Origin of the sequence: Gordonia rubripertincta (assembly GCF_038024875.1) — a bacterium.
In the GTDB taxonomy this organism is placed as follows: domain Bacteria; phylum Actinomycetota; class Actinomycetes; order Mycobacteriales; family Mycobacteriaceae; genus Gordonia; species Gordonia rubripertincta.
The window spans coordinates 3,146,347-3,169,971 of the sequence record NZ_CP136136.1; the positions used below are offsets into that span (position 1 = coordinate 3,146,347).

15 protein-coding genes and 1 pseudogene are annotated in these 23,625 nt (G+C 67.0%); 3 read left to right on the top strand and 13 right to left on the bottom strand.

The window, feature by feature from the left end; genetic code table 11:
• Window positions 1-2,785: pseudogene (locus RVF83_RS14320) on the top strand (cation-translocating P-type ATPase).
• Entirely contained in the window at window positions 2,782-4,521 is a 1,740-nt protein-coding gene (locus RVF83_RS14325) for a SulP family inorganic anion transporter (RefSeq protein WP_005196004.1), read from the top strand. Before RVF83_RS14320 ends, RVF83_RS14325 begins: the two are co-directional and overlap by 4 nt.
• Here the strand turns inward: RVF83_RS14325 and RVF83_RS14330 are convergent.
• The 8 genes from RVF83_RS14330 to RVF83_RS14365 form a co-directional block, all read right to left on the bottom strand.
• Window positions 4,480-5,829, bottom strand: coding sequence for a diacylglycerol/lipid kinase family protein (locus tag RVF83_RS14330; protein WP_005196011.1), 1,350 nt, complete (start codon window positions 5,827-5,829; stop codon window positions 4,480-4,482). The genes RVF83_RS14325 and RVF83_RS14330 overlap by 42 nt on opposite strands.
• Window positions 5,826-7,229: a hypothetical protein gene (locus RVF83_RS14335; protein WP_005196013.1), complete on the bottom strand. Its 1,404-nt coding sequence runs from the start codon at window positions 7,227-7,229 to the stop codon at window positions 5,826-5,828. Before RVF83_RS14335 ends, RVF83_RS14330 begins: the two co-directional genes overlap by 4 nt.
• 18 nt (window positions 7,230-7,247) lie before the next feature.
• A complete protein-coding gene (locus RVF83_RS14340; protein WP_005196014.1) occupies window positions 7,248-7,676 on the bottom strand; it encodes a DUF7144 family membrane protein in 429 nt (142 codons plus the stop codon).
• Window positions 7,677-7,862: 186 nt separating this feature from the next.
• Window positions 7,863-10,646, bottom strand: a complete 2,784-nt coding sequence (locus tag RVF83_RS14345; protein WP_005196015.1) for a molybdopterin-dependent oxidoreductase — start codon at window positions 10,644-10,646, stop codon at window positions 7,863-7,865.
• A gap of 4 nt (window positions 10,647-10,650) precedes the next feature.
• Window positions 10,651-11,463 (bottom strand): FAD binding domain-containing protein, encoded by an 813-nt coding sequence (locus RVF83_RS14350; protein ID WP_005196016.1) that lies wholly within the window; start codon window positions 11,461-11,463, stop codon window positions 10,651-10,653.
• Entirely contained in the window at window positions 11,463-12,818 is a 1,356-nt protein-coding gene (locus tag RVF83_RS14355; RefSeq protein WP_005196017.1) for an 8-oxoguanine deaminase, read from the bottom strand. Before RVF83_RS14355 ends, RVF83_RS14350 begins: the two co-directional genes overlap by 1 nt.
• 84 nt (window positions 12,819-12,902) lie before the next feature.
• Window positions 12,903-14,405, bottom strand: a complete 1,503-nt coding sequence (locus tag RVF83_RS14360) for an MFS transporter (RefSeq protein WP_005196018.1) — start codon at window positions 14,403-14,405, stop codon at window positions 12,903-12,905.
• A gap of 118 nt (window positions 14,406-14,523) precedes the next feature.
• A complete protein-coding gene (locus tag RVF83_RS14365) occupies window positions 14,524-15,300 on the bottom strand; it encodes an SGNH/GDSL hydrolase family protein (RefSeq protein WP_005196019.1) in 777 nt (258 codons plus the stop codon).
• 450 nt (window positions 15,301-15,750) lie between these two features.
• On the opposite strand from RVF83_RS14365, the gene RVF83_RS14370 reads away from it, so the two are divergent.
• Window positions 15,751-19,140, top strand: coding sequence for a pyruvate carboxylase (locus RVF83_RS14370; RefSeq protein ID WP_005196023.1), 3,390 nt, complete (start codon window positions 15,751-15,753; stop codon window positions 19,138-19,140).
• A gap of 145 nt (window positions 19,141-19,285) precedes the next feature.
• Here RVF83_RS14370 and RVF83_RS14375 read toward each other — a convergent pair whose 3' ends face one another.
• The 5 genes from RVF83_RS14375 to uraD form a co-directional block, all read right to left on the bottom strand.
• Entirely contained in the window at window positions 19,286-20,524 is a 1,239-nt protein-coding gene (locus RVF83_RS14375; protein ID WP_005196024.1) for an HNH endonuclease, read from the bottom strand.
• A gap of 51 nt (window positions 20,525-20,575) precedes the next feature.
• Window positions 20,576-21,811, bottom strand: coding sequence for an ISL3 family transposase (locus RVF83_RS14380; protein WP_341261942.1), 1,236 nt, complete (start codon window positions 21,809-21,811; stop codon window positions 20,576-20,578).
• A 304-nt stretch (window positions 21,812-22,115) separates the two neighbouring features.
• Window positions 22,116-22,730, bottom strand: coding sequence for a nucleoside/nucleotide kinase family protein (locus RVF83_RS14385; RefSeq protein ID WP_039879772.1), 615 nt, complete (start codon window positions 22,728-22,730; stop codon window positions 22,116-22,118).
• Between the two features lie 6 nt (window positions 22,731-22,736).
• The gene (gene uraH / locus RVF83_RS14390) at window positions 22,737-23,063 is read right to left on the bottom strand and encodes a hydroxyisourate hydrolase (RefSeq protein ID WP_005193635.1); all 327 of its coding nucleotides are present in this window, start codon (window positions 23,061-23,063) and stop codon (window positions 22,737-22,739) included.
• A complete protein-coding gene (gene uraD / locus RVF83_RS14395) occupies window positions 23,060-23,605 on the bottom strand; it encodes a 2-oxo-4-hydroxy-4-carboxy-5-ureidoimidazoline decarboxylase (protein ID WP_005193637.1) in 546 nt (181 codons plus the stop codon). The genes uraH and uraD overlap by 4 nt, the downstream gene beginning before the upstream one ends.
• Between the last annotated feature and the right edge of the window lie 20 nt (window positions 23,606-23,625).

Here is a 23,625-nt window from a genome sequence, read left to right on the forward strand (position 1 = left end):
ATGGCCGCCATCCAACCCGTGCCACCGCCTGTGCTGGGCAGCAACGACGCCGACGAGACGGCGTGGCACTGCCTGGACACCGACGCCGTCATCGCTGCACTGGGCTCCGACCGCCGGCAGGGGCTGACTCCCGCGGAGGTCGACTCGCGGCGGGAGCACTATGGCGACAACGAGATCGCCGCCGAACCCGCACCGTCGGCGTGGGCGATCGCGCTGGTGCAGCTGAAAGACCCGATGAACCTCATGCTGGTTGCGGTGGTGATCATCAGCCTGGTAATCGCGGAGATCGCCACCGCACTCGTGGTGGCGGTCCTGGTGATCGTCAACGTCGTGCTCGGGACTCGGCAGGAGCTGAAGGCGCGGGCGAGCGTGGATGCACTTGCGCGGATACACGTTCCGCAGGCCCGGGTGGTGCGCGATGGCGTCCTGCAGGAGGTGCCCGCGGTGCAACTGGTCCCGGGCGACATCGTCGAACTCGAGGCCGGTGACCTGGTCCCGGCGGACGGAAGGCTGCTGCAATCGGCCACCCTCGAGACCCAGGAGGCGGCGCTGACGGGCGAGAGTGCGCCCGTACCCAAGAGTCCCGACGTAGTCACCGACGCGTCCGTCGCCCTCGGCGACCGCACCGACATGGCGTTCCAGAACACCTCGGTCACCCGCGGGACCGCGACGATCGTGGTCACCGAGACCGGTATGCGGACGCAGATGGGCCGGATCGCGTCGTTGCTCTCCGCGATTCCGCCGCGCAGGTCTCCGCTGCAGCGCGAACTCGATTCGCTGACCCGCCTGCTCGGTGTGATCGCGTGGGTCGCCGTGGCGATCATCGTCGTCATCGGGCTCCTGCGTGGGCAGGACGCGGCGACCGTGATGCTGCTGGGCATCTCGATGGGCGTTTCGGCGATACCCACCGGCATGCCCACCTTCGTACAGGCGATGCTCGCGTTCGGGGCGCGACAACTCGCCGAGGCCAAAGCGGTCGTCAAGAATCTCACCGACGTGGAGACCCTGGGGTGCGACGAGCCTGATCAACTCTGACAAGACCGGCACGCTGACGATGAACCAGATGACGGTGCGGTCGTTGTACTTTCACGGCCGGTGGTTCGCGGTCGAAGGGGAGGGTTACTGCAAGACCGGGGCAATCACGCAGGTTGCCGGCGAGGACGTCCCCGACTTCACGCTGCTGGCGTACGGTCTGTGTCTCGACAGCGATGCCGTCGTCTCCGACGATGGCGCGGTGGTCGGGGACCCCACCGAGGCGGCGCTGATCGTGCTCGCCACCACGATGGGCGTCGACGCACCGCTGACGAGACGGACCTATCCGCGGGTGGCCGAGGTCCCGTTCGATTCGTCGTACAAGTTCATGGCGACCTATCACCACCTCCCGGTCGACGGTGCCACGCATTTCGTCGAGATGGTCAAGGGCGGACCGGATGTGCTTCTCGCACGGTGTCGCTCGGCCTATCGCCCGGGGCGGCGGGAGGTCCCGCTCGACGAGGTCCGCGCAGATATCGAAGGCGCCAATCAGGAGATGTCGACGCAGGGTCTGCGGGTGCTCGCGTTCGCGGCGCGCGTACTCGACGGACGAGAGCGCGAGGTGGCCGACGATCCGATGGCCTTCGTGGAGGATCTGGTGTTCGTCGGGATGGTCGGCATCATCGATCCGTTGCGTGCCGAGGCAGTCGAATCGGTACGGATCGCCCATGCCGCCGGCATCGACGTGCGGATGATCACCGGGGATCACACGATCACGGCCTCTGCGATCGGCGATCAACTCGGACTCGGCCCGGGCGCGATCAGCGGTGCGGATCTCGCCGCGATGACCGACGACGAACTCGCCCGGAGACTCCCGCGGCTGCACGTCTTCGGTCGCGTCACCCCGGCCGACAAACTGCGCCTCGTCGACGTCATGCAGCGCGGCGGCGCGATCGTTGCGATGACCGGCGACGCGGTCAACGACGCCGCCGCCCTCAAGAAGGCCGACATCGGCGTCGCGATGGGGTCGGGGAGCGAGGTGACCAAACAGGCGGGCAAGCTCATCCTGACCGACGACAACTTCGGCACGCTGATCACCGCGATCCGCCTGGGCCGCAGCGTGTACGACAAGATCCTCGCCTACATCCGCTATCAGATGTCCAAACTGTTCTCGCTGGTCCTCCTGTTCCTTGTGGCGAGTGTCTTCGACATCAACGACGGTGTTGCCTTGTCGCCGCTGATGGTGATCTTCCAACACTTCTTCATCACGTTGTTCCCGGTCGTCGTGATCATGCAGGACCCGGCGCCCCCTGGACTCATGAACAAGCCACCTCGGGATCCGGCGCAGCCCATCGCCAACCGCAGGACCTTCGTCCAGTGGTTCGCCTACGGCGTTCTCCAGTTCGGCGTGACGCTGGCGGCGATGCTCCTCGCGCCGGGTGCGATGAGTCCGACCGAGCCGAACGTGCCCATGACGACCGCCTTCGTGGTCCTCTCGCTCGGCTCGGTGATGGCCGGCCTGACGATGCGGCGAGATCCGGAATCCGGCCTCTCGCCGCCCATCCTGGCCGCACTGAAGATCCTGTCGGTCCCGGTGGTCGTCACAGTCCTCTCCGTTGAACTTGGGTTCCTTCAAGAGCTCCTGCAGACCACGTCCCTGACCGGTGGGCAGTGGCTCGCCTGCCTCGGCTGGGCGTTGATCATCCCGACGGTCGTGGAGGCGGAGAAGGTGATCCGTCGACGGCGGAGCATCGCAACCGCGCCGGCGGTGGCGGCCGGGGACGCTGTCGCACCCCGCCGGGCACGCGGATGAGCGGCGGTGGATCGGGGCTCTGGCGACTTCCGGGTCTCGCGACGGCGCGGTCCTACAAACGCGAATGGTTACGTACCGACATCGTCGCCGGTCTGGTGCTCACCGCGCTGCTCATTCCCGCGGGTATGGGTTACGCCGAAGCCGCCGGACTGCCCGCATACGCCGGCCTGTGGGCGACGATCGTGCCACTGCTTGCATACGCCGTGGTCGGTCCGTCGAAGATCCTTGTACTCGGCCCCGATTCGTCGCTCGCCCCACTGATTGCCGCGGCGGTGCTGCCGCTGGCCGCGGTCGGTGACCCCGAGGACGCTCTCGCGCTGGCCGGGATCCTCGCGGTGCTCGTCGGTGCGATCCTCGTCCTCGGCGGGTTCCTCCGCCTCGGTTTCGTCACCGAACTCCTGTCCAAGCCGCTGCGGATCGGCTATCTGAACGCGATCGCGCTCATCGTCGTGGTGGGGCAGCTGCCGAAGTTGTTGGGCTTCTCGGTAGACGCCTCCGGGCTGTTCGCCGAGATCGGTGAGATCGTCGGCTCCGTGGTGGCTGGTGACGTCGACAACGTCGCCGCCGCGATGGGCATCGCCGGTCTGGTCGTCATCGTGGCGTTCCGGCGCTGGCTGCCTCGGATACCGGGCGTCCTGGTCGCGGTCGTGGGGTCGATCGTGGCGACGGCCCTCCTCGGGCTCGACGACGACATCGAGATGGTCGGCGCCCTCCCAGAAGGTCTGCCGCTGCCGCAGTTCGGTGGGGTCGACTGGGATGACGTGCTGTCGCTCCTCGGGCCGGCGGCGGGCATCGCATTGATCGCGTTCGCCGATTCCGGGGTGCTGTCGCGGACCTTCGCCGCGCGTCACGGGGAGGACGTCGACGGAAGTACGGAGATGAAGGCGATCGGCACGGCGAACATCGCCAGCGGACTCTTCGGCGGGTTCCCCATCTCCGCGAGCGGGTCACGCACCCCGGTCGCCGAACAGGCCGGCGCACGCACACAGCTCGCGGGCGTGGTCGGGGCGGCCGCGGTGCTCGTGTTCGTCCTGGTGGCCCCCGGTGTCACCGCTTATCTGCCCGACGCCACGCTGGCCGCGGTCGTGATCGTGGCGGCGACGGCGCTCCTCGATGTCCCCGGCATGGTCCGCATGTGGCGACTGAGCAGGATCGAGTTCGCCTTGGCGCTGGCGGCTTTCGTCGGTGTCGCGCTGGTCGGCGTGCTCGAGGGCATCCTGGTCGCGATCGGATTGTCCTTCGTCGCCGTGGTCGCGCGTGCCTGGCAGCCGTACCGGACGGAGCTGGTGGAGTTGGCCGGCACCGGATTCCACGATGTCAACCGGCATCCGGAGGGGCATCGGATACCGGGGCTCGTGCTGATCCGATTCGATGCTCCGCTGTTCTTCGCCAACGGCAGCATCTTCGCCGACCACGTCCGGAAGGTGTTGGCACGCGGCGAGACACCAATCGAATGGGTCATCATCGCCGCGGAACCCATCACCGGTCTGGACACCACCGCCGTCGACGAACTCGTCGACCTCGACCGAGCGCTCGAATCATCCTCGATTCGCTTGGTGTTCGCGGAACTCAAGGGTCCGGTCAAGGACCGGGTCATCAGATACGGCGTCGCTGACCGGTTCGACGAATCCCGCTTCTTCCCGACGATCGAATCGGCCGTCGAGGCGTATCGGAACCGCGGGTCGACCACCGGCTCAGCTCCGGACTCCGCTCCGGGCGGGTCTGGGCCGGAGTAGCTCCCACAGTCGGACCCAGTCCAGTTGCGGTGGCGCGACGCGGATCTCGGGGCGTTGGCGCGGAACGCGCACGCGGAGTGCCGCCGGGGCGATCGTGCAGCGCACCGGGGTCGGCAACAGCACCGATTCGCCGTCGATGCCGACCGGGATCTCCGCGGCGTCGGCTTCGACGACGACCTCGGTGGCCGTCCGCTGTACCAGTCCATGTCCGTGACCGCGTCGCAGCAGGCCCACCGCCTGCCGAGTGTCGGCGACCGACACCGTCACGACACCGAGCCGACCAGAATCGATGCGCGTGCGACGCCCCAGGCCGGCCAGGTCATTGGTGGCGTAGGGGCCGTTGCTGACCAGGATCGCCTGTGGCCCGGTCACCGTGTCGTCGCCGATGCGGGCGCGCAGGCCGGTGCCGGTACCGCCACCGAGAAGGTCGGGCAGCATGCGCAGGACCGTCCGGGTCTTGTCATCCCGGTACTCCGGACTCTGCACGACCTCTGCGTAGACCCCGAACGAGGCGTTGTTGACGAAGGGGCGCCCGTTGATCCAGCCGAGGTCGACGTGTAGCTCGACGCCGTCGTGCAGGGCATCGAGGCAGCGGGCCGGGTTCTTCCGGTCCAGCCCAAGGTCGAGCGCGAAGTGGTTACGAGTGCCGGCACTGATCACGAGGAACGGCACGTGATACTCGGCGGCGACCGCCGCCACCAGTGCCTGGGTCCCGTCGCCGCCGGCGACTCCCAGCAGATCGGCGCCACGACGCACCGCGTCGACCGCCAGTTCGGTGACGTCAAGATGCTCGGGCCCGCTCAGCAGGACGACCTCGGCGCCGAGCTGCTCGGCACGGCGTTGCAGGTCGAAGCGGCCGACCTTGCCGCCACCCGAGCGCGGGTTCATCACCACGAACGGATGGAGCACGGGCGGCGCCGGATGTTCCGGCATGAGTGACTGCACCCGTGCGGGTCGCAACGCTCGTCGCGCGCAGGCGATCGCTGTGAGGGCCAGCGCGGCGGACACGATCACCACCCAGAGCTCGCCCTCGCGGATCAGATAGACGGCGACGACCGGGATCGGCAGGACGGCGACGACGGCGGCCAGCACGCGGATCGCGCCACGGCCGATCAGGAACCAGTAGAGCGCCACGATGATGACGACCGAGCCGATCACGCACACCAGCGCCAGGGTGAGGAGTGCTCGCAGACCCGACACCACGACGGGCAGGACGATGGCGATCACGATGGCCGCGAACGCCGCACGGGCCCACCATCGACGAGTGACGGGTTCATCGTCGAGGGTGGTGACCGCCTCCTCGGTCATGGCACCGCTTCGTCCGCACCCGCTCGTGCCGGTCGGATCACGATCTCGACCACGAGCAGTGCGATGAGACCGCACAGAACGATCAGCAACACGACCAGGCCGGTCGGGTAGTTCCAGAACATGAGCAGAACCGCCGCGATGCCGATGACCGCGGCGCGTAGAGCAATGCGCGCACGGTAGGCGGTCGTCTCGAACATGTTCGGGGGCCGCGACTTCCGTAAATTCTGCAGCGAGTCCAGACCACGGGAGAACCCGTGGCGAACCGCGACGGCCGACGCCGATCCGCCGATCAGGAAGGCTCCGATCGCCACCACGAGACCGAGGACGGCCACGGCACGCAACGCGAGCCGTAATGGTTCGGTGACCGTGTCGGCGATGACGGACGCGGCGTCGGGGGACAGGACGTCGGGCGGGATCTCGTCGAGATACAGTGCCCGCGCGACGATCAGCGAGATCGCCAGCGTGAGCATGCCCAGGACCAGGGAGAGGCCGACCACCGACAGGGCACGGAGCCGCCGCCCCCGCGGCGCGACCGCCACCGCTCCCAGGGCGCACGCGATCGCCAGCCACGGCAGGACGTCGGCCGCGGTGTCGAGTGCGGACACGGCACGCTGTGCGCGGACGAGTTCCGGTGACCGGAAGAGGACGAATTCCTTGTCCACGGCGGGGATCTTCTCGGCGAAGGTGAACCCTCGGTCGAGCAGTCGGGCCTTGACGTTGTCGATGACGGTGCCGAGGGAGATGCTCACAGTTCCCGACTCGTCGACGGTCACCGAGGACGGTCCGACGTCACCGGTCACGACGGCGACGAGGGCGCCGTGGGCCCGACGATTGGCCTCCACCCACAGGGTCTCGAACTGGTCGCTCTCCACCAGGGACGACACTGTCTGGTGCACGAAGCTGCGGGCCTGGCCGGCGAGGACCGGCGCCAATCCGTCGATCGCACGGTCGACGCGTGGTGCGTTCTCGGTGGCGGGAACGGCATCGGTCAGTGCGTTGAGGGCGGTGGCGGTCAGTTCCTCGACATCGATGCGCGTGAAGATCTCGTCGGTGACGGTGTCGGTGATCTCCTGTTGCAGAGCCGGTTCGGAGGCAAGAGGAGACACCATCGTCAGATAACGGTCGGTGTCGAGGAGCTCGCCGCGGACGAAGCGGGCGGTCACCGAGGCGATCGCCAGCAGGGCGACAAGGACGCACAGCACAACCACCGCGAACCAGCGCCAGCCCGACCGCCGTTTACCGGTGGCGGGGCCGGGTGCTGATGTCGTGCCGGTGTCGGCCGCGGCGCGCAGTTCGGCGACCTCCGCGCGCAGACGCTCGAGTTCGGCGCGTTCGGAGGTGCTGATCGCCGTGGAATCCCCGGGCGGATCCTCGTCGGGCCCGGGGATCTCCGTGTTCACGGAGGAAGCCGATCGGCGTCAGTACTCGGCGCGCGGGTTCCACGTCGACACGGCCCAGATGACGACCACGTCGAGTGCGATGATCAGGATCGACCACCACGGGTAGTACGGCAGCCACAGGAAGTTGGCGATGATGGACAGGCCGGCGATCACGATGGCGGTGAATCGGGCCCAACCCGCGCCGCTGACGAGCCCGGCGCCGACGATGATCGCGATGGCTCCGAGCACGATGTGAATCCAGCCCCACGTCGTGAAGTCGAATTTGTAGACGTATTCGACGCCGCGGATGAACACCTCGTCTTCGGCGACCGCGGCGATCCCCTGGGCGAGTTGGACGACTCCGACGACTATCAGGATGATCGCGGCGCCGATGGACGTCCCCGCGGCGATTCCCTGCTTGGCAGAAAGGGGTCGGCCCTCCTCGTCTACCGGTGCAGTGTGTGTCATGACGCCCTCCTCTGGACAATTGGACAATCAGGAGTGTGCGTCTGGAAAAGTCGAATCCGCAAGATATTCGGCAAACTGGTCATTCTTTGGTCCCGATTGCTACCTCAAATGAAACCTGTTGGGCGGCAGATTGTTAGGGAGTCGAAAAACTCTTTACGAAGAAATGGGCGATTGTTTGTCAGGTCTTTAATTGAAAGTCGCACCACCCGATTGCTGGTGCGTGAGACGCCAGATCCGGTCCCGTGACATCGGCGTCTCGTACGGACGGACGTCGAGGGCCCGACGGATGGCGTTGGCCAATGCGGGGGCCACCGGGTTGAAGGGTGACTCCGACATCGACTTCGCGCCGAAAGGGCCGAGTTGGTCGGCGGTTTCGGCGAAGTACACCTCGGTGAACGGGATGTCCGCCATCTGGGGGACACGGTAGGTGCGGAACACCTTGGTCACGGGTGATCCGTTGTCGAGCATGATCTCCTCGAACAGGGCGGCGCCGATACCCTGCGCCACACCGCCTTCGACCTGGCCGCGACACTGCTCGGGGTTCATCACGGTGCCGGCGTCGGCCGCGTGGATCGACTGCAGGATCGCGACGGCACCGGTCTCGGTGTCGACCGCGACGCGGAAAGCCTGCACATCGAATGCGATGGAACGCATCTCGCCCCGTTCCTCACCGGTGGCGATGGCGCGTGGACCGTCCGGATACCGCACGCGGTGACGCTCGTCGACGCCGTCGATGAGCTCACGGAATCCGATCAGCCGATCGCCGGCCACCGCACCGTCCGGACGCAGTTCGATGCGTTCGGCATCGACCCCGGTGAGTCGGCACGCGGCGTCGACGAGCGTGTCGCGCAGCGCGAGCGAAGCGCCGTACACAGCCTTTCCGGCGACGGTGGTCCCCGCGGAGGCGAACGCCCCGGTGTCGTGCGGGACGGCGTCGGTGTCCCCGTGCCAGAGCGAGACCCGGCCCGGCTCGGTCGACAGCGCTGACGCGACGATCTGCGTGTGGACCGTCGTGGTGCCGTTGCCGAACTCGCAGGTGCCGACGCCGACGTGGTAGGTGCCGGCGGGGTCGACGGCCACCGTGACGTCGGCGAAATGGCCGCGCGGGGCCATCGTGGCGATCGCTGAGATCGCCATCCCCTCGCCGACCCGCCATCGCGGGCCGGGCGGGATGACGGCGCCGTTGCCGCGGCGGAGAGCGGTTTCGGCGAGGTCCAGGCACTGGTCGAGACCGTAACTGCCGTACACCAGGTCGATCTCGGGGTCGGGCCGAGCGATGAGAAGCGGATCGCCGTCGGCGACGGCATTGCGTCGCCGGAGTTCGAAGGGGTCGATGCCCAGTCGGACCGCGAGTTCGTCCATCGCCGACTCGACCGCGAAGATCACCTGTCCGAGGCCGTATCCGCGGAAGGCACCCGACGGCGGGTTGTTGGTGTAGACGGCCTCGGCGTCGATCCGCTTGACCGGGCAGTTGTAGACCGAGACCGATTCGGCGCAGGCATGGAACATGACGCCGATCGCGTGGTTGCCGTAGGCGCCGGTGTCCGAGAGCATGTCCACGCGGAGGGCGGTGAGCCGGCCGTCGTCGTCGGCGCCGAGATCCACGGTCACCCGCATCGGGTGGCGGTAGGTCGTACGTGTCATCTCGTCGGTGCGGGTCATCTCGTACACGCAGGGCCGGCCGGTACGCAGGGTGGCGACCGCGGCGAGATCCTCGGTCAGCATCTCCTGTTTGCCGCCGAAACCGCCGCCGACGCGGCCACTGAACACCCGGACCTTCTCGGGCGGAAGGTCGAGGAGCCGTGCGAGTTCGTCGCGTACCAGGAAGGGGACCTGCGTGCTCGTGCGGACGACCAGCCGGCCGGTGGCATCGGTCCAGGCGATCGATCCGTGGGTCTCCAACTGGGCGTGGGTGACCCGTCCGGTGCGCCAGGTTCCGTGCACGGTCGTCGACGACGCCGCGAGCGCTTCCTCGACGTCGCCGCCGAACCCCTCGTGGAAGGTCGCGACGATGTTCTGATCGGCCGCCACGACACGGTCCTCGGGGGTGCGGTCGGGATGGAGAACCGGGGCCCCGGGTGCTCGCGCCTCCTCGGGGTCGAAAACCGTGGGCAGTTCCTCGTAGTCGACGCGGATCAGCGCCGCGGCCTGTTCGGCCGTTCCCGGGGTCGCCGCGACGACGGCTGCGACGCGCTGCCCGATGAAACGCACGACGGGATCGAAGACCAGTGTGTCGTCGGGGTCTTCGAGCCGGTTCTGGTGACGTCCCGTGGAAAACCTTGGTGTCGAGACGTTCTCGTGGGTGAGGATCGCCTCGACGCCGGGAAGGGCGGATGCGTCGCTCGTGTCGATCGACCGGATGCGTGCGTGCGCGTGCGGCGAACCGAGCACGTGGATGTGCAGTGCACCTTCGACGGGGACGTCGAAGGTGTATGCCTCGGTGCCGGTCACGACGCGTCGGGCCGCGGGCGGGCACACCGAGGTGCCGACACCCGTGCCGCTGTCGTCGGCCGTGTCCCCGCCCGGGTGGGGCCGACCGGGCGCCACGGCGTTGCCGATCGCGTCCCTGATCGATCGGTATCCGGTGCAGCGGCAGATGTTTCCTTTCATCCGCCGCGGCAGGTCGGGGAGGTCGTCCGGGGTGAGGGTCGAGGCGGTGACGATCATGCCTGCGGTGCAGAATCCGCACTGGAAGCCGAAGTTGTCGACGAAGGCCTGCTGCACCGGGTGCAGGTCGTCGGGGGTGCCGAGGCCGGCGACCGTGGTCACCGACTTCCCGGCGATGCGCTGTGCGGGAAAGATGCAGGAGTGCACGGGTTGTCCGTCGACGAGGACCGAACACGCCCCGCAATCGCCTGCGTCACAACCCTTCTTCACCTCGAAGTGGGCGTGCTGCCGCAGGAGCATCCGAAGGCATTGTCCTGCAGCCGGCTCGGCGTCGATCTTCTCGCCGTTGACCTCGAACTCCATCGTCCTACCCCGTCCCGTTGAGCTCGACGCGGATCTCCTCGGCGAGGACCGCCGACACCCCGCGGCGCCAGTCTGCCGACCCGAGCGGATCGGTGTAGTAGCCGCGGGCGGTGGAGATGTCGTGACGCAACCGGTCCGCGGTCGGCGGACGGGGATATCGCAGCACCGTGGGCCACTCGGTGGCGGCCGTGATCCCGTAGACCGTGGTGCCGTCGGGATCGATGCGGCCGGTCACGACCGCACCGGAGCGGCCGAGATCGACGAGTGCGATCTTGCGGAACCCGGTGACGGCGGCGACCGCGTGCGCGGGGAAGTCGACGGCACGCAGGACCTCCCCGGGGCCGAGAACGTTGATGCCGTTGCCGATCACCAGATCGGCGACCGGGATGTCGCGATCGGCGCCCTCGGGATGCCAGATGTGCGCCGTGGCGTCGAGCGCGACGCCGAGGGAGACCATCGACGCCGCCGCGAACGACCGGCAGATGTTGCCGCCGACCGTGGCCATGTTCCAGATCTTGAACGACGCGAGAAGGGCGTTCGCGCACTGGGCGAACAGCGGGTGGGCGCGAAAACCGGGACGCGGCGGCAGTGCGACCAGTTCGGCGATGGTGCAGGTGGCGCCGATACGGAGGCCGCCGCCGGGCAGGTCTTCGACCGATTGCCAACCCATTTCGCTGAGGTCGACGAGACCGGTGGTGGCCGGCTGGGGCTCGGAGAAGACCCATGTGCCGCCGGCGACTAGCTGTTCGCCGGGTGCCGGGAACACTTCGTCGCGGGAACGTGCGAACCGGTACTGGGTGACGGCGGTGAGATCCATCAGCATGCCTTGTCGAGAAGGCGGCGGTGCTGCGTCGCGACGGCGGTGGTCATCTGTTCGGTGTCGATGGTGAGCAGGTCACCGTCGGCGACCACCTGCCGGCCCTGTACCCACGACGCCTTGATCGGTGGGATCGCTCCCAGGATCAGAGCGGCGACCGGGTCGTCGATGTCGCGGTGGGCGACGGTGGACAGATCCCACAGTACGAGGTCGGCGAGCTTCCCGGGTTCGATCGATCCGATCTCGTCTTCCCGGCCCAGCACCCGCGCACCGCCGCGGGTCGCGAGTTCGAGTGCCGTGCGGGTGGTCAGCGCGGTCGGGCCGCCGCGCGCGCGGGCCATGAGGACGGCCTGATGCGCCTCCTCGAGCAGTCGTGCGGACTCGTTCGACGCCGCGCCGTCGACCCCGAGTCCCACAGGCACCCCGGCGTCGACGAGGTCCCGGGTGCGACAGATCCCGTTGCCCAGGCGGGCATTCGAGGTGGGGCAGTGCGCGACCCCGGTCGAGGTGGCGGCCAGGCGAGCGATCGCCGCGTCGTCGAATTCCACTCCGTGTGCGAACCACACGTCGGGGCCGACCCACCCGACCGACTCCATGTACTCCAGCGGCGTCGAACCGAAATGCTCGGCGCAGTAGGTGTTCTCGTCGGCGGACTCGGCGAGGTGCGTGTGCATGCGGACGCCGAGTTCGCGGGCGAGGACCGCCGATTCACGCAGCAGGTCGGTGGTGACGGAGAAGGGCGAACACGGCGCGAGTGCGATCCGCAGCATCGAGTCGCGGGACGGATCGTGCCACCGCGCAACGGCATCGGTACTGGCGGCGAGGATGTCGTCGATCGTCTGGACCACGGTGTCCGGTGGCAGTCCGCCGTCCTTCTCCGACAGGTCCATCGATCCGCGGGTGGGATGGAAGCGCAGCCCGATCTCGCCGGCGGCGGCGATCTCGGCGCCGAGCAGATCGCCACCCTCGCGCGGGAACACGTAGTGGTGATCGGTGGTCGTCGTGCATCCGGACAGGGCGAGCTGGGTCAGCCCGCCCAGGGCGGCGGCGTGCAGGGTCTCTTCGTCGATCCCGGCCCAGATCGGGTAGAGCGTGGTGAGCCACTGGAACAGCGTGTGATCGGCCGCGAGTCCCCGCGTGATCCATTGGTAGAGGTGATGATGCGTGTTCACCAGACCCGGAGTCAGTACGCAACCGCGGCCGTCGACGCGGACGGCGTCGCCGGCCTCGATCGGGTCGGTGGACACCGCGACGATCGTCGTTTCCTCGATGAGCACCGACGCGCGGGGCAGCTCCCGACGCTGCGCGTCGACGGTGAGGACGAAGGCGTTCTCGATGAGTGTCGCTGGGGGCACGGCGTCACGCTACGTGGATCGGGCGCTCACCGCATCACGATCTCCCGGGCGTCGCGGACACGACCGCGATCGGCGAGTGCGGTGTCACACCTGCGTTTCGGCGAGTCCGCGGTGGGCCGGGATGGCCAGCGCGACCACCGTGGCGACCACGCAGGTGGCTAACGCGATACCCGCCGCCCACAGATAGCCGTCGCTCGCCGGAACCGCGATAGTCGACCCGTCAGGGCCGGCGATGGCGATCATCGACCATGTCAGGAGCATGCCGACGACCGCGGATGCGGTGGAGGTGCCGATGATCCGCATGAGGGCGTTGACACCGTTCGACTCGCCGGTCTGCTCGACGCTCACCGATTGCATGATGAGTGCCGGCATCGCTGAGTAGGCGATGCCCAGACCGGCGCCGATGCAGCAGGCGATGACCATCATGTGAATCCAGGTCAGGGCCCAGGGGCCGGTCAGCCCGACGATGAAGACGACGTATCCGATGCCGATGATGACCCCGCCCATCGCCAGCGAGACCCGCGCGCCGAAGAGTGCGTTGGTCCGTCCGCTGATGTGCGAGAACACGAACATCACCAGACCGCTCGGGGCGAGGATCAGGCTCGCATGGACCATGTCGTAACCGAAACCGTTGGGGCTGCTGGTGGGCGCCATGAGCAACTGGATCGGGATGAGCTGCATGGAGTAGAAGGCGAAGCCGGTGGCGATCGAGGCCAGGTTGGTGAGGAGCAGGGGACGCTCGCCGAGGATGCGGAGGTCGATGAGCGGGTTGGTTCGCCGGAGTTCGACGAACGTCCACAGGGCCAGCAGTACGACGAACCCGGCGAAGCAGCCCAGCGTGAGCGGGCTGCCCCATCCCCACACCGCGCCCTTCGACAGCGGCAGGAGAAGACAGATCAGGACGCCGGTGAGTCCAACCGCGCCGAAGAAGTCGAAGCGGCCGCCCGACGAGGGCGTGGTCGACGGGACGGTGAGGGCGACGCCCACCGCCGCGAGGGTCGACGCCGCGGCACAGGACCAGAACAGGGCGTGCCAGCTGACGTGCTGGGCGATCGCCGCGGCGAACGGCAGACCGAGGGCGCCGCCGATGCCGAGCGAGGCGCTCATCGTGCCGACGGCCGAGCCGAGGTAACGAGCCGGGACGATGTCGCGCATGACGCTGATGCCGAGCGCCACGATGCCGAAACCGAGGCCCTGGAGTCCGCGGCCGAGGATGAACACCGGAAGCGAGGTGGCGAGCGCACAGGCGACGGAACCGAGCGCAACGAAACCGAGACTGCCCAGGATGGCGAGCCGTTTGCCGTACATGTCGCCGATGCGACCGCCGATCGGGGTGGCGACGGCACCCACCAGCAGGGTGATGGTGATGGCCCAGGTGGTGTTGGACGCGTCGGCCTTCAGCAGGGTCGGCAGTTGGGGGATGAGCGGAACGATGATCGTCTGCATCAGGGCGACGACGATGCCGGCCAGGCAGAGCACCGCGACCGCCGCACGGGGATGTGTGTGCTCGTCGGTCCCGGCCGGGGAGGTGTCGGGGTGCGGCTTCTCTTCGCCCCGCGATCCGTTGGTCTCGGTCCTGCTCGTCACTCGCTCATCCGGCCCGTCGTACTCATGTGTCGTTCACACCTCCGAACGGCCAGCGTATCCCGGCGCACTGGGTAGAGAACGATTGCGTCCCCGCCCGGGACGTCTGGGCGCAGCGGTGTCAGCGGGTGAGCAGACCCGCGCCGGACACCAATTCGGGCCAGCGGGGCGCCACACCGTCACCGGATGAGACGCCGCGCACACGACGCATGATCCACGGCCCGAGGAAGGTGCGTGCCCACTCGGCGTTCTGCCGACGCTGTTCGCGACGGGTCAGCTCGGCGGCGGCCTCGAGTTCGATGGGGGTGATGTCGTGGTCCACGCCCAGTAGGGCGAGGACCTCGGCGGCCATGCGGGTGTGGCCCAGGGGTGACATGTGCAGGCGATCGGTGTCCCACATGCGGTAGTCGTCGTAGCCCTTGAGCCGCCAGTAGTCGAAGACGACGACGTCGTGCCGCTCGGCAACCTCGCGGAGTAGTTCGTTGTAGATGGCGATCCGGCCGCGCAGGTTGCGGAAGACGGGCGCCCACCCGGTGTCGTAGGCGGTGAAGACGACGACCGTGGCGCCGGTGGCGGCCAGTTTTCCGAGCGCGGCGTCGTAGCGGGCGAGCAGCGCGTCGAGGTCCACCGACGGTCGCATGAGGTCGTTGCCGCCGGCGTAGATGGTGATCAGGTCGGGGTTCATCGCGACCGCCGCGTCGACCTGCTCGGCGACCACCGCGTCGAGAAGTCGGCCGCGGATGGCGAGGTTCGCATAGCTGAAGTCCTCGTTGTGGGCGGCGAGTTGTTCGGCGACGCGATCGGCCCATCCGCGTAGACCGTTGGGTCGGGTCGGGTCCGTGTCGCCGACACCCTCGGTGAACGAATCCCCGAGCGCGACGAAGCGTGTGAAGCCCACGGTGCTGACCCTCCTGAGTCTGTCCTGACGAATTCGGGGTCGACGCTAGTTGTGGCCGGCCCGCCGGACCAAAGCCTGCGGCGTGGGTCACTGCTGCGCGGGGTGAGCAGCGCGTCTCGGATTGTGGGAATCGAACCGTTTTATTCGCAATCCGGATCCCGATGCGAACGAAGTTCGACAGAGCGATCGGTCGGTTTTCGGCCGTATTTTGCGCTCGTGATCTCTCTCCTTGCCCACCTGCGGTGAGAGCGTTTCACAATGCCCACGCAATCTGTTCCGGTTACCTTGTCCGGCAGTCAATTTCATCGTGTCCGGGGGATGCTGTGGGGGGCGTTCGGGGTGGGTTGTGGCGTGAGTAGGATCACGTGATGTACTTCATTGGTCCGGTCAAGTGAACGGACCGGCGACAATTCGACGTAAACGCCGCTGCGGGAGAAAAGGGAACACCCGATGTTCGACAAGGTTCTGGTTGCCAACCGGGGTGAGATCGCGATCCGCGCGTTCCGCGCCGCTTATGAGTTGGGGGCGCGCACGGTCGCGGTGTATCCGTATGAGGACCGCAACTCGGTTCATCGCCTGAAGGCTGATGAGTCGTACCAGATCGGCTTGCCGGGGCATCCCGTGCGCGCGTACCTCTCGGTCGAGGAGGTGGTTTCTGCTGCCGTGCGATGCGGCGCCGACGCGATCTACCCCGGTTATGGTTTCCTGTCGGAGAATCAGGGCCTCGCTGCGGCCTGTGCCGAGGCCGGTATCACCTTCGTCGGGCCCAGCGCCGACATCTTGGAGATGACCGGCAACAAGGCCACCGCGGTGGCTGCGGCGAAGGCTGCGGGGATTCCGGTGCTGGCGTCGTCGGAGCCGTCGTCGGATCTCGACGAACTGCTCGCCGCCGCCGAGGACATGCACTTTCCGGTTTTCGTGAAGGCGGTCGCCGGTGGTGGTGGTCGCGGTATGCGTCGGGTCGACGATCGTGGGGACCTGGCCGAGGCGATCGCGGCGGCATCGCGTGAGGCGGAGTCGGCGTTCGGCGATGCGACGGTGTTCCTCGAGCAGGCGGTGGTCAACCCGCGCCACATCGAGGTGCAGATCCTCGCCGACACCCACGGCAACGTGATCCACCTGTATGAGCGTGACTGCAGCTTGCAGCGTCGTCATCAGAAGGTCATCGAGCTCGCTCCGGCCCCGAACCTTCCGGATGAGTTGCGGGAGAAGATCTGTGCCGACGCGGTGGCCTTTGCCCGTCATATCGGTTACACGTGCGCTGGGACGGTGGAGTTCCTCCTCGACGAGCAGGGGCGCCACGTGTTCATCGAGATGAACCCGCGTATCCAGGTCGAGCACACGGTGACCGAGGAGATCACCGACGTCGACCTGGTGAGTTCGCAGCTGCGGATCGCGGCGGGGGAGTCCCTTGATGATCTGGGTTTGTCGCAGGAGTCCATCCGTATTCGCGGTGCCGCGTTGCAGTGCCGCATCACCACCGAGGACCCGTCGAACGGTTTCCGTCCGGATGTGGGTCGGATCACCGCCTATCGCAGCCCGGGCGGCGCGGGTGTCCGCCTCGACGGTGGCGCGAACCTCGGTGCCGAGGTGAGTGGTCACTTCGACTCGATGTTGGTCAAGTTGACCTGTCGTGGAAGGGATTTCCCGACCGCGGTGCGTCGGGCCCGGCGCGCGGTGGCCGAGTTCCGCATCCGTGGTGTGGCGACCAACATCCCGTTCCTGCAGGCCGTGCTCGACGATGCGGACTTCCGCGCCGGTCGGGTGACCACCTCGTTCATCGATGAGCGGCCGGGTCTGTTGACCCAGCGTGTGTCGGCTGACCGCGGTACCAAGATCCTGTCGTACCTGGCCGAGGTGACGGTCAACAAGCCGCACGGCGAGCGGCCGACCACGGTGTACCCGCGTGACAAGCTGCCCACCGTCGAGCGCGCCGTGCTCGCATCGCCGAAAGACGGTTCGCGGCAGCGTCTTCTGCAGCTCGGGCCGGAAGGGTTCGCTCGTGATCTGCGGGAGAGTCCGCGTCTGGGCATCACCGACACCACCTTCCGTGATGCTCATCAGTCGCTGCTGGCGACGCGCGTGCGTACCACCGGTCTGGTCAACGTCGCACCGTACGTCGCGGCGTTGACGCCGGAGCTGTTGTCGGTGGAGTGCTGGGGCGGTGCGACTTACGATGTGGCGCTGCGCTTTCTGAAGGAAGACCCGTGGGATCGGTTGGCGCAGTTGCGCGAGGCGATGCCCAACATCTGCCTGCAGATGCTGCTGCGCGGCGCCAACACCGTCGGGTACACGCCGTACCCGACCAAGGTCACCACGGCTTTTGTCGAAGAGGCCACCGACGTCGGTATCGACATCTTCCGGATCTTCGACGCGCTCAACAACATCGACGCGATGCGTCCGGCGATCGACGCGGTCCGTGAGACGGGGACCGCGGTGGCCGAGGTGGCGATGAGCTACACCGGTGACCTGTCGTCGCCGTCGGAGGATCTCTACACCCTCGACTACTACCTGCGTCTGGCCGAGCAGATCGTTGAGGCGGGCGCACACGTGCTGGCGATCAAGGACATGGCCGGTCTGTTGCGGGCCCCGGCGGCGACCAAGCTGGTCACGGCGCTGCGTAAGAACTTCGACCTGCCGATCCACGTGCACACCCACGACACCCCGGGTGGCCAGCTCGCCACGTACATGGCGGCCTGGCAGGCCGGTGCGGATGCGGTGGACGGTGCGAGTGCGGCGCTGGCCGGCACGACCAGTCAGCCCCCGCTGTCGGCGATCGTGGCGGCGACGGCGAACACCGACCGTGACAGTGGCATCGACCTGGCCCGGGTTTGCGACCTCGAGCCGTACTGGGAGGCGCTGCGCAAGGTGTACGCGCCGTTCGAGTCCGGGCTGCCGGCTCCGACCGGTCGGGTGTACTCCCACGAGATCCCGGGCGGTCAGCTGTCGAACCTGCGTCAGCAGGCCATCTCGCTGGGTCTGGGTAACCGCTTCGAGGCCGTCGAGCAGGCCTACGCCGCCGCCGATTCGATGCTGGGTCGCCTGGTCAAGGTGACGCCGTCGTCGAAGGTCGTCGGTGACCTGGCGCTGGCTTTGGTCGGTCGCGGGATCACCGCGTCGGACTTCGCCGCCGACCCGAGTTCCTACGACATCCCGGACTCGGTGATTGGGTTCCTGCGTGGCGAACTCGGTGATCCGCCCGGTGGCTGGCCGGAGCCGCTGCGCAGCCTCGCGCTCGAAGGTCGGGCACCGGCGCCAGAGGTCAAGCAGCTGACCGCCGACGACGAGGCGATCCTGGACAAGCCCGGCCGTGATCGTCAGGTGCGTCTGAACCATCTGTTGTTCCCCGGGCCCGCCAAGGAGTTCGAGGAGCACTACGAGACCTACGGCGACACCTCGCGGTTGTCGGCGAACCAGTTCTTCTACGGTCTGCGCTACGGCGAGGAACATCGCGTCAACCTCGAGCCCGGCGTCGAGTTGATGATCGGTCTCGAGGCCATCAGCGAGCCCGACGAGAAGGGCATGCGCACCGTGATGTGTGTGCTCAACGGTCAACTGCGTCCGATCGCGGTCCGCGACCACAGCATCGACTCCGCGGTCGCCAGCGCCGAGAAGGCCGATCGGGCCAACCCGAAGCACGTCGGGGCGCCGTTCGCCGGCGTGGTCTCCCTGTCGGTCGACGTGGGTGACGAGGTCGCCGTCGGCGCGACGATCGGCACCATCGAGGCGATGAAGATGGAAGCGGCCATCACCGCACCCGTCGCAGGCAAGGTCACCCGCGTCGCGATCAGCTCGGTCACCCAGGTGTCGCCGGGTGACCTGCTCGTCGAGATCAGCTGATCTCGTTCCCCCTCTGGGGTTCTCGCTCATCGGTTCCGTTCCCGCTCACCTGATTTCGGTGAGCGGGAACGGAACTTGCGGGCGCCGGCACTTTTCACACTGTGGAGTTGTCAAAGAACGAGGCGATCCCGCGGCTGATGGTGTGTCAGGCGGCGTCGTCGAGGCGCATGGTGCGTCGGTTGTAGGCGGGTAGCGGTCGGCGTTGGGGGTCGATGTCGGCCGGCGGCACGAGCCAGGGGTGGCGGTCGAAGCCCATGATGATGTCCCAGCCGTTGTGGTGCACGCGGGTGTGGCAGCGTTGGCAGAGTAGGCAGCCGTTGTCGAGGTCGGTGTCGCCGTCGGCGGACCAGTGTTGGATGTGGTGGACCTGGGTGTGGGAGTGTGGCGCACCGCAACTGATGCAGCATCGGTCGCGGATGATGATGGCTTTGCGGAGGTGTGCCGGGAACAGGCGTCGTTCGCGACCCATTTCCAGGGGCACGGTCTCGCCGTCGATGATGATCTCGGTGATCGTGCCGTCGCAGGAGAGTTTCTGCGCGGTGGCCTGGGTGACCGACCCGGTCCAGGGTAGGTGGGCGGGGTCACCACCGTCGGCGGGGATGGTCAAGAGGGTTTGGGTACGTGGAGCGCCGATGCTGTCCAGGGATGCGCCGTGGGCGGCTTGGTCGAGGAGTATCTCGAGGGCGTCGACGCGTCGTTGGTCGGCGGAGCGGCGGTCGTCGGCGCCGTCGGGTTCGGGGCGTGGTGTGGCACGTTCGTCGATCATGGCGATGAACTTCTCGCCCACGGCCTGTGTCACGTTGGCATGAATCTCGACGCGGCTGTCGTCGGTCGTGTGGTGCGACAACGTGTCCAGAGACTTGTCGTCGGACGCGGGGATGCCGTCATCGTCGTCGGCGATGGCATTGCCGATCGTCCGGGCGTGTTTCTGTATCTCGGCGGGTGTGGCGCCGGACAGGGCCTGGGTGAGGAGTTCGGTTTCGTAAATCGTTCGGTCGTGGTCGGAAAGTTCTGTGGGAGAGCGTTTCCCGATTGTGCTGAGTCCGCGGACAATGGCGTCGACGACTTCACCTGATAGGCGGCCGTCGGCGGCGGAGGCCTCGACCTTGCCCAGGTCGCCGATGTTCTCGGCGATACGGGTGGCGCGAGTGGCGACTGCGGGCGGGAAACCCATCTCGATCAACAGTCTCCCGGTGGTGGAACCATGTCGCTCCGCCACATTGAGATCGTCGAGATTGGCTGTGTGTGAACTGAGTAGATGGTCCGCCGCGTTGCGAATCAGTCGAATCATCTCGAGTTGGGCGAAAGTCTTTGCCCCGGTCGGGTCGTCGGCGGGTGGGGTGACCTCGATGAGTTGGTGGAGAATCTGGTCCAGCGGTGCCATGACTCGACTTTACGGGAACATGTGTGGTCCTCCTGACGGTTTCGTGGGTCACTACTGGTGTGGCAGAGCAGGACACGCCCCTCCTCGTGTGAGTGTCGACATCGCGATGAGTGCTTCTGGTGAGTGGAATCCGTAGGCCCGTTTGGTCAGTGCCCTCAGATGCGTGTTGGTGGCCTCCACCCGGGCGTTCGATAGGCCCACGACAACGGAGTTGTAGATCTGGATCTGTTGCTGTCGTACCGATCTGGAGAGACCGACGAGTTCGATGATTCGACTACGATCAGCTCGATGTAACCAGTGCTCGAGCCGTCGCCACGTGCCGGAATGTTCCCCGGTAACGATGTGGCGGAGTTCCTCTTTCAGTTGATACGCGCGAGCGAGTTCACTATTGGCGCGTTTGACGATCAGCTCACGGGTCCGCTGTTGACCGGGGGTGAGGTTCTCGGGGTTCTTCAACAGTGCCCACCTCAGATTCCTACGATCGTCGTTGGAGAGACCGTGGATCCGGTTGAGGACCCGGCTACGACAACGGTCCACGGCACGGGTGGCCCACTGGACGACATGAAACGGATCCATGCATCGAATGGCATCCGGAGCACGTTCTGCAACAACCGTTTCGATGTACTGACCCGCGTCGGCGCTCACATGGGTCAGCTGTGCACTGCGCGTGGCGCCGAGCTCGTCGAAGAACTGGCGAAGCGTCTTCTTGGTTGCACCCTCACGCGCCCACACCAACCTGCCGGTGTCGTGGTCGACGATCACCGTCAGATATCGCCGACCTTTTCGGTAGGCGATTTCATCGATACCAATCCTGCGCAACCCATCCATTCGGTCGGCCTGTCCGGTGTGATCGGCAACGACTCGAGCGATGATGCGTTGCACTGTTCGCCACGACACCCTCATGTACTCACACACCGCGGATGATGGACTGTGCGCGGCGAGCCAGGCGACCGTGTCGTCGAATCGGCGCGTCATCTTTGCTGCCGGCCGTGCCCACGGCACATGTTCTGTGACGACGCCGTGCAGGCTGCAGTCGACCCGTCCAATGTGTCCTTGCAGGTAGCAGCGCATCCCGCCCAGGTCGAGGTGTCGCCAACGGCGCGGATGGTGTGGACGGTCATAGCCTGGTCGACGCCGTCGACAGTGTGGACACCGCGAGCCCTGCCTGCGTTTCGCACGGACCGAGACGACCAACAACTGGCCGTCATCGTCGTCTTCAATGGCGACATCAAGAACCACCAGGTTCTCGATCTTCAGCAACTTCGGCAGTAGTCTAGTAGCGCGCAACGCCCTGCTCCTCGGTTTAGTCTTCGCAAACCAAACCTTAAGTGAGACAGGGCGTTGCGCGCTTCAGGCGCACCGGGAGGCACCCACAGAACCGTCAAGAGTGCCACATGTGTTCGAACGCTGTCACTTTTCGTGTGCACCAACGGCGCGAATAGTCAGGCTGTGCAGGACATTTCGCATAACGAACGGTTGACGTATATGTTCTCGCGGTGCCAGTTCCTTCCCGCGTGTCGGGTCCCACAAGCGCGAAGGAAATAGGCGAGCGGTAAGGAAACGGTTACGCGGGAACGAAACTCGTGAGCGGTCAGTCGACGATCGTGTCCGCCCGCGCGCGGGTCGTGGCGATGAGCTCCGCATTGGGTTCGTCGACGGCCTCGATCCAGGCGCGCGCCTCGGCGTCGGTTTTCCCGGCGGCGATGTGCCGGTTCAGGAGCCGCTCGCGACGGGTCTCCGCGTCGGCGTCGACGTAGATTAGGCGGTCCAGGACTTGCCGCACATCCCGCCAGTCGGGCACATCGAGCCCGAGGTAGTTTCCCTCGACGATCACCAGCCGCGCGGATGCGGGAACGACCAGCGACCCCGAGATCGGCTCTCCCGCAGTGTGGTCGAAGTCGGGGACGTAGACGTCGTCCAGACCCTCGCGGATGCGGCGCAGGGTGGCGACGAACCCCGCGGCGTCGAAGGTGTCGGGTGCGCCCTTGCGGTCACGACGGCCGAGCCGATCGAGAACGGCGTTCGGCAGGTGATAACCGTCCATCGGGACGTACCCGACCGCGGCGGAGCCCAGCCTCGAGGTGAATTCGTCGACGAGAGACCGCGCGAGTGTTGTCTTGCCGGCGCCCGGAGGTCCGGTGACGCCGACGACGACCCGCGCCGCGGCCGACCCGAGCAGCGCGGCCACGTCGTCGTGGGCCGACATCCGCACTCAGCTACCGCGGTACGTCGAATACGCGAACGGGCTCAGCAGCACCGGGACGTGATAGTGGCGGTCGGCGTCGTCGACCTCGAAGCAGATGTCGACCTCCGGGTAGAACGCCTTGATGTCGTTGTCGGCGAACCAGTTCCCGGTGTCGAAGACCAGGTGGTAGATACCGGGGACGAGGGCGTCGGTGTTGACCTTGCCGATGCGTCCGTCCGAATCGGTGGTGCCCGAGGACAATTCGGTGCCGGAGGCATCCTGCAGGGACACCTCGATGCCGACGGCCGGGGAGCCCGACGTCGCGTCGAGGACATGGGTGGACAGACCGGTCATGCGGAGGCTCCCTCGTCGGTGTCTGGTGTCCTCAGCATACGGATGAGGCGGCTGCGGTTGATCTTCGCCAACTCGACGCGTAGGACGCGGCGTTCGGTCGCAGGGTCGTTGTCCATGCGTTCCCTGAGGATTTCCAGCAGCTCGTCGGCGGGCCGGCCGTTGGCGAAGACCAGATAGACGTGGCCGAACTTGTCCTCGTACGCCGCGTTGTACTTCTTCAGTTCCTCGACGACTGCCGCGTCCGCGCCGGACACCCCGGACTGTTCGCGGGCGGATGAGGCGTTGTCCGGGCGGTCCCCGATCCTGGGGTGCCCGGCGAGGGCCTGGTCGATCTCGGTCTCGGTCAGCTCGAGCAGGAGTTCGTCGGCGCGATCGAGCAGTTCTTGTGGATCGGCGAACGGCCGCTCCGCTGCGACGCGTCGTGCCCAGGTGGGTGAGCTGCAGCAGGCTAGCAGACGCTCGACACACGCGTCGGTGGTGAGTTCGTTGAAGCGATCGAGTTGTCCTCGTCCGCCGGGGTCGAGGTGTTCGTCTGGGCGCACGCATTCACCCTAGGAGGTCG

Coding starts and splice junctions, on each gene's coding strand:
- RVF83_RS14325 (WP_005196004.1), top strand. CDS start 2,782: ATGAGCGGCGGTGGATCGGGGCTCTGGCGACTTCCGGGTCTCGCGACG.
- RVF83_RS14330 (WP_005196011.1), bottom strand. CDS start 5,829: ATGACCGAGGAGGCGGTCACCACCCTCGACGATGAACCCGTCACTCGT.
- RVF83_RS14340 (WP_005196014.1), bottom strand. CDS start 7,676: ATGACACACACTGCACCGGTAGACGAGGAGGGCCGACCCCTTTCTGCC.
- RVF83_RS14345 (WP_005196015.1), bottom strand. CDS start 10,646: ATGGAGTTCGAGGTCAACGGCGAGAAGATCGACGCCGAGCCGGCTGCA.
- RVF83_RS14350 (WP_005196016.1), bottom strand. CDS start 11,463: ATGGATCTCACCGCCGTCACCCAGTACCGGTTCGCACGTTCCCGCGAC.
- RVF83_RS14370 (WP_005196023.1), top strand. CDS start 15,751: ATGTTCGACAAGGTTCTGGTTGCCAACCGGGGTGAGATCGCGATCCGC.
- RVF83_RS14375 (WP_005196024.1), bottom strand. CDS start 20,524: ATGGCACCGCTGGACCAGATTCTCCACCAACTCATCGAGGTCACCCCA.
- RVF83_RS14385 (WP_039879772.1), bottom strand. CDS start 22,730: ATGTCGGCCCACGACGACGTGGCCGCGCTGCTCGGGTCGGCCGCGGCG.
- uraH (WP_005193635.1), bottom strand. CDS start 23,063: ATGACCGGTCTGTCCACCCATGTCCTCGACGCGACGTCGGGCTCCCCG.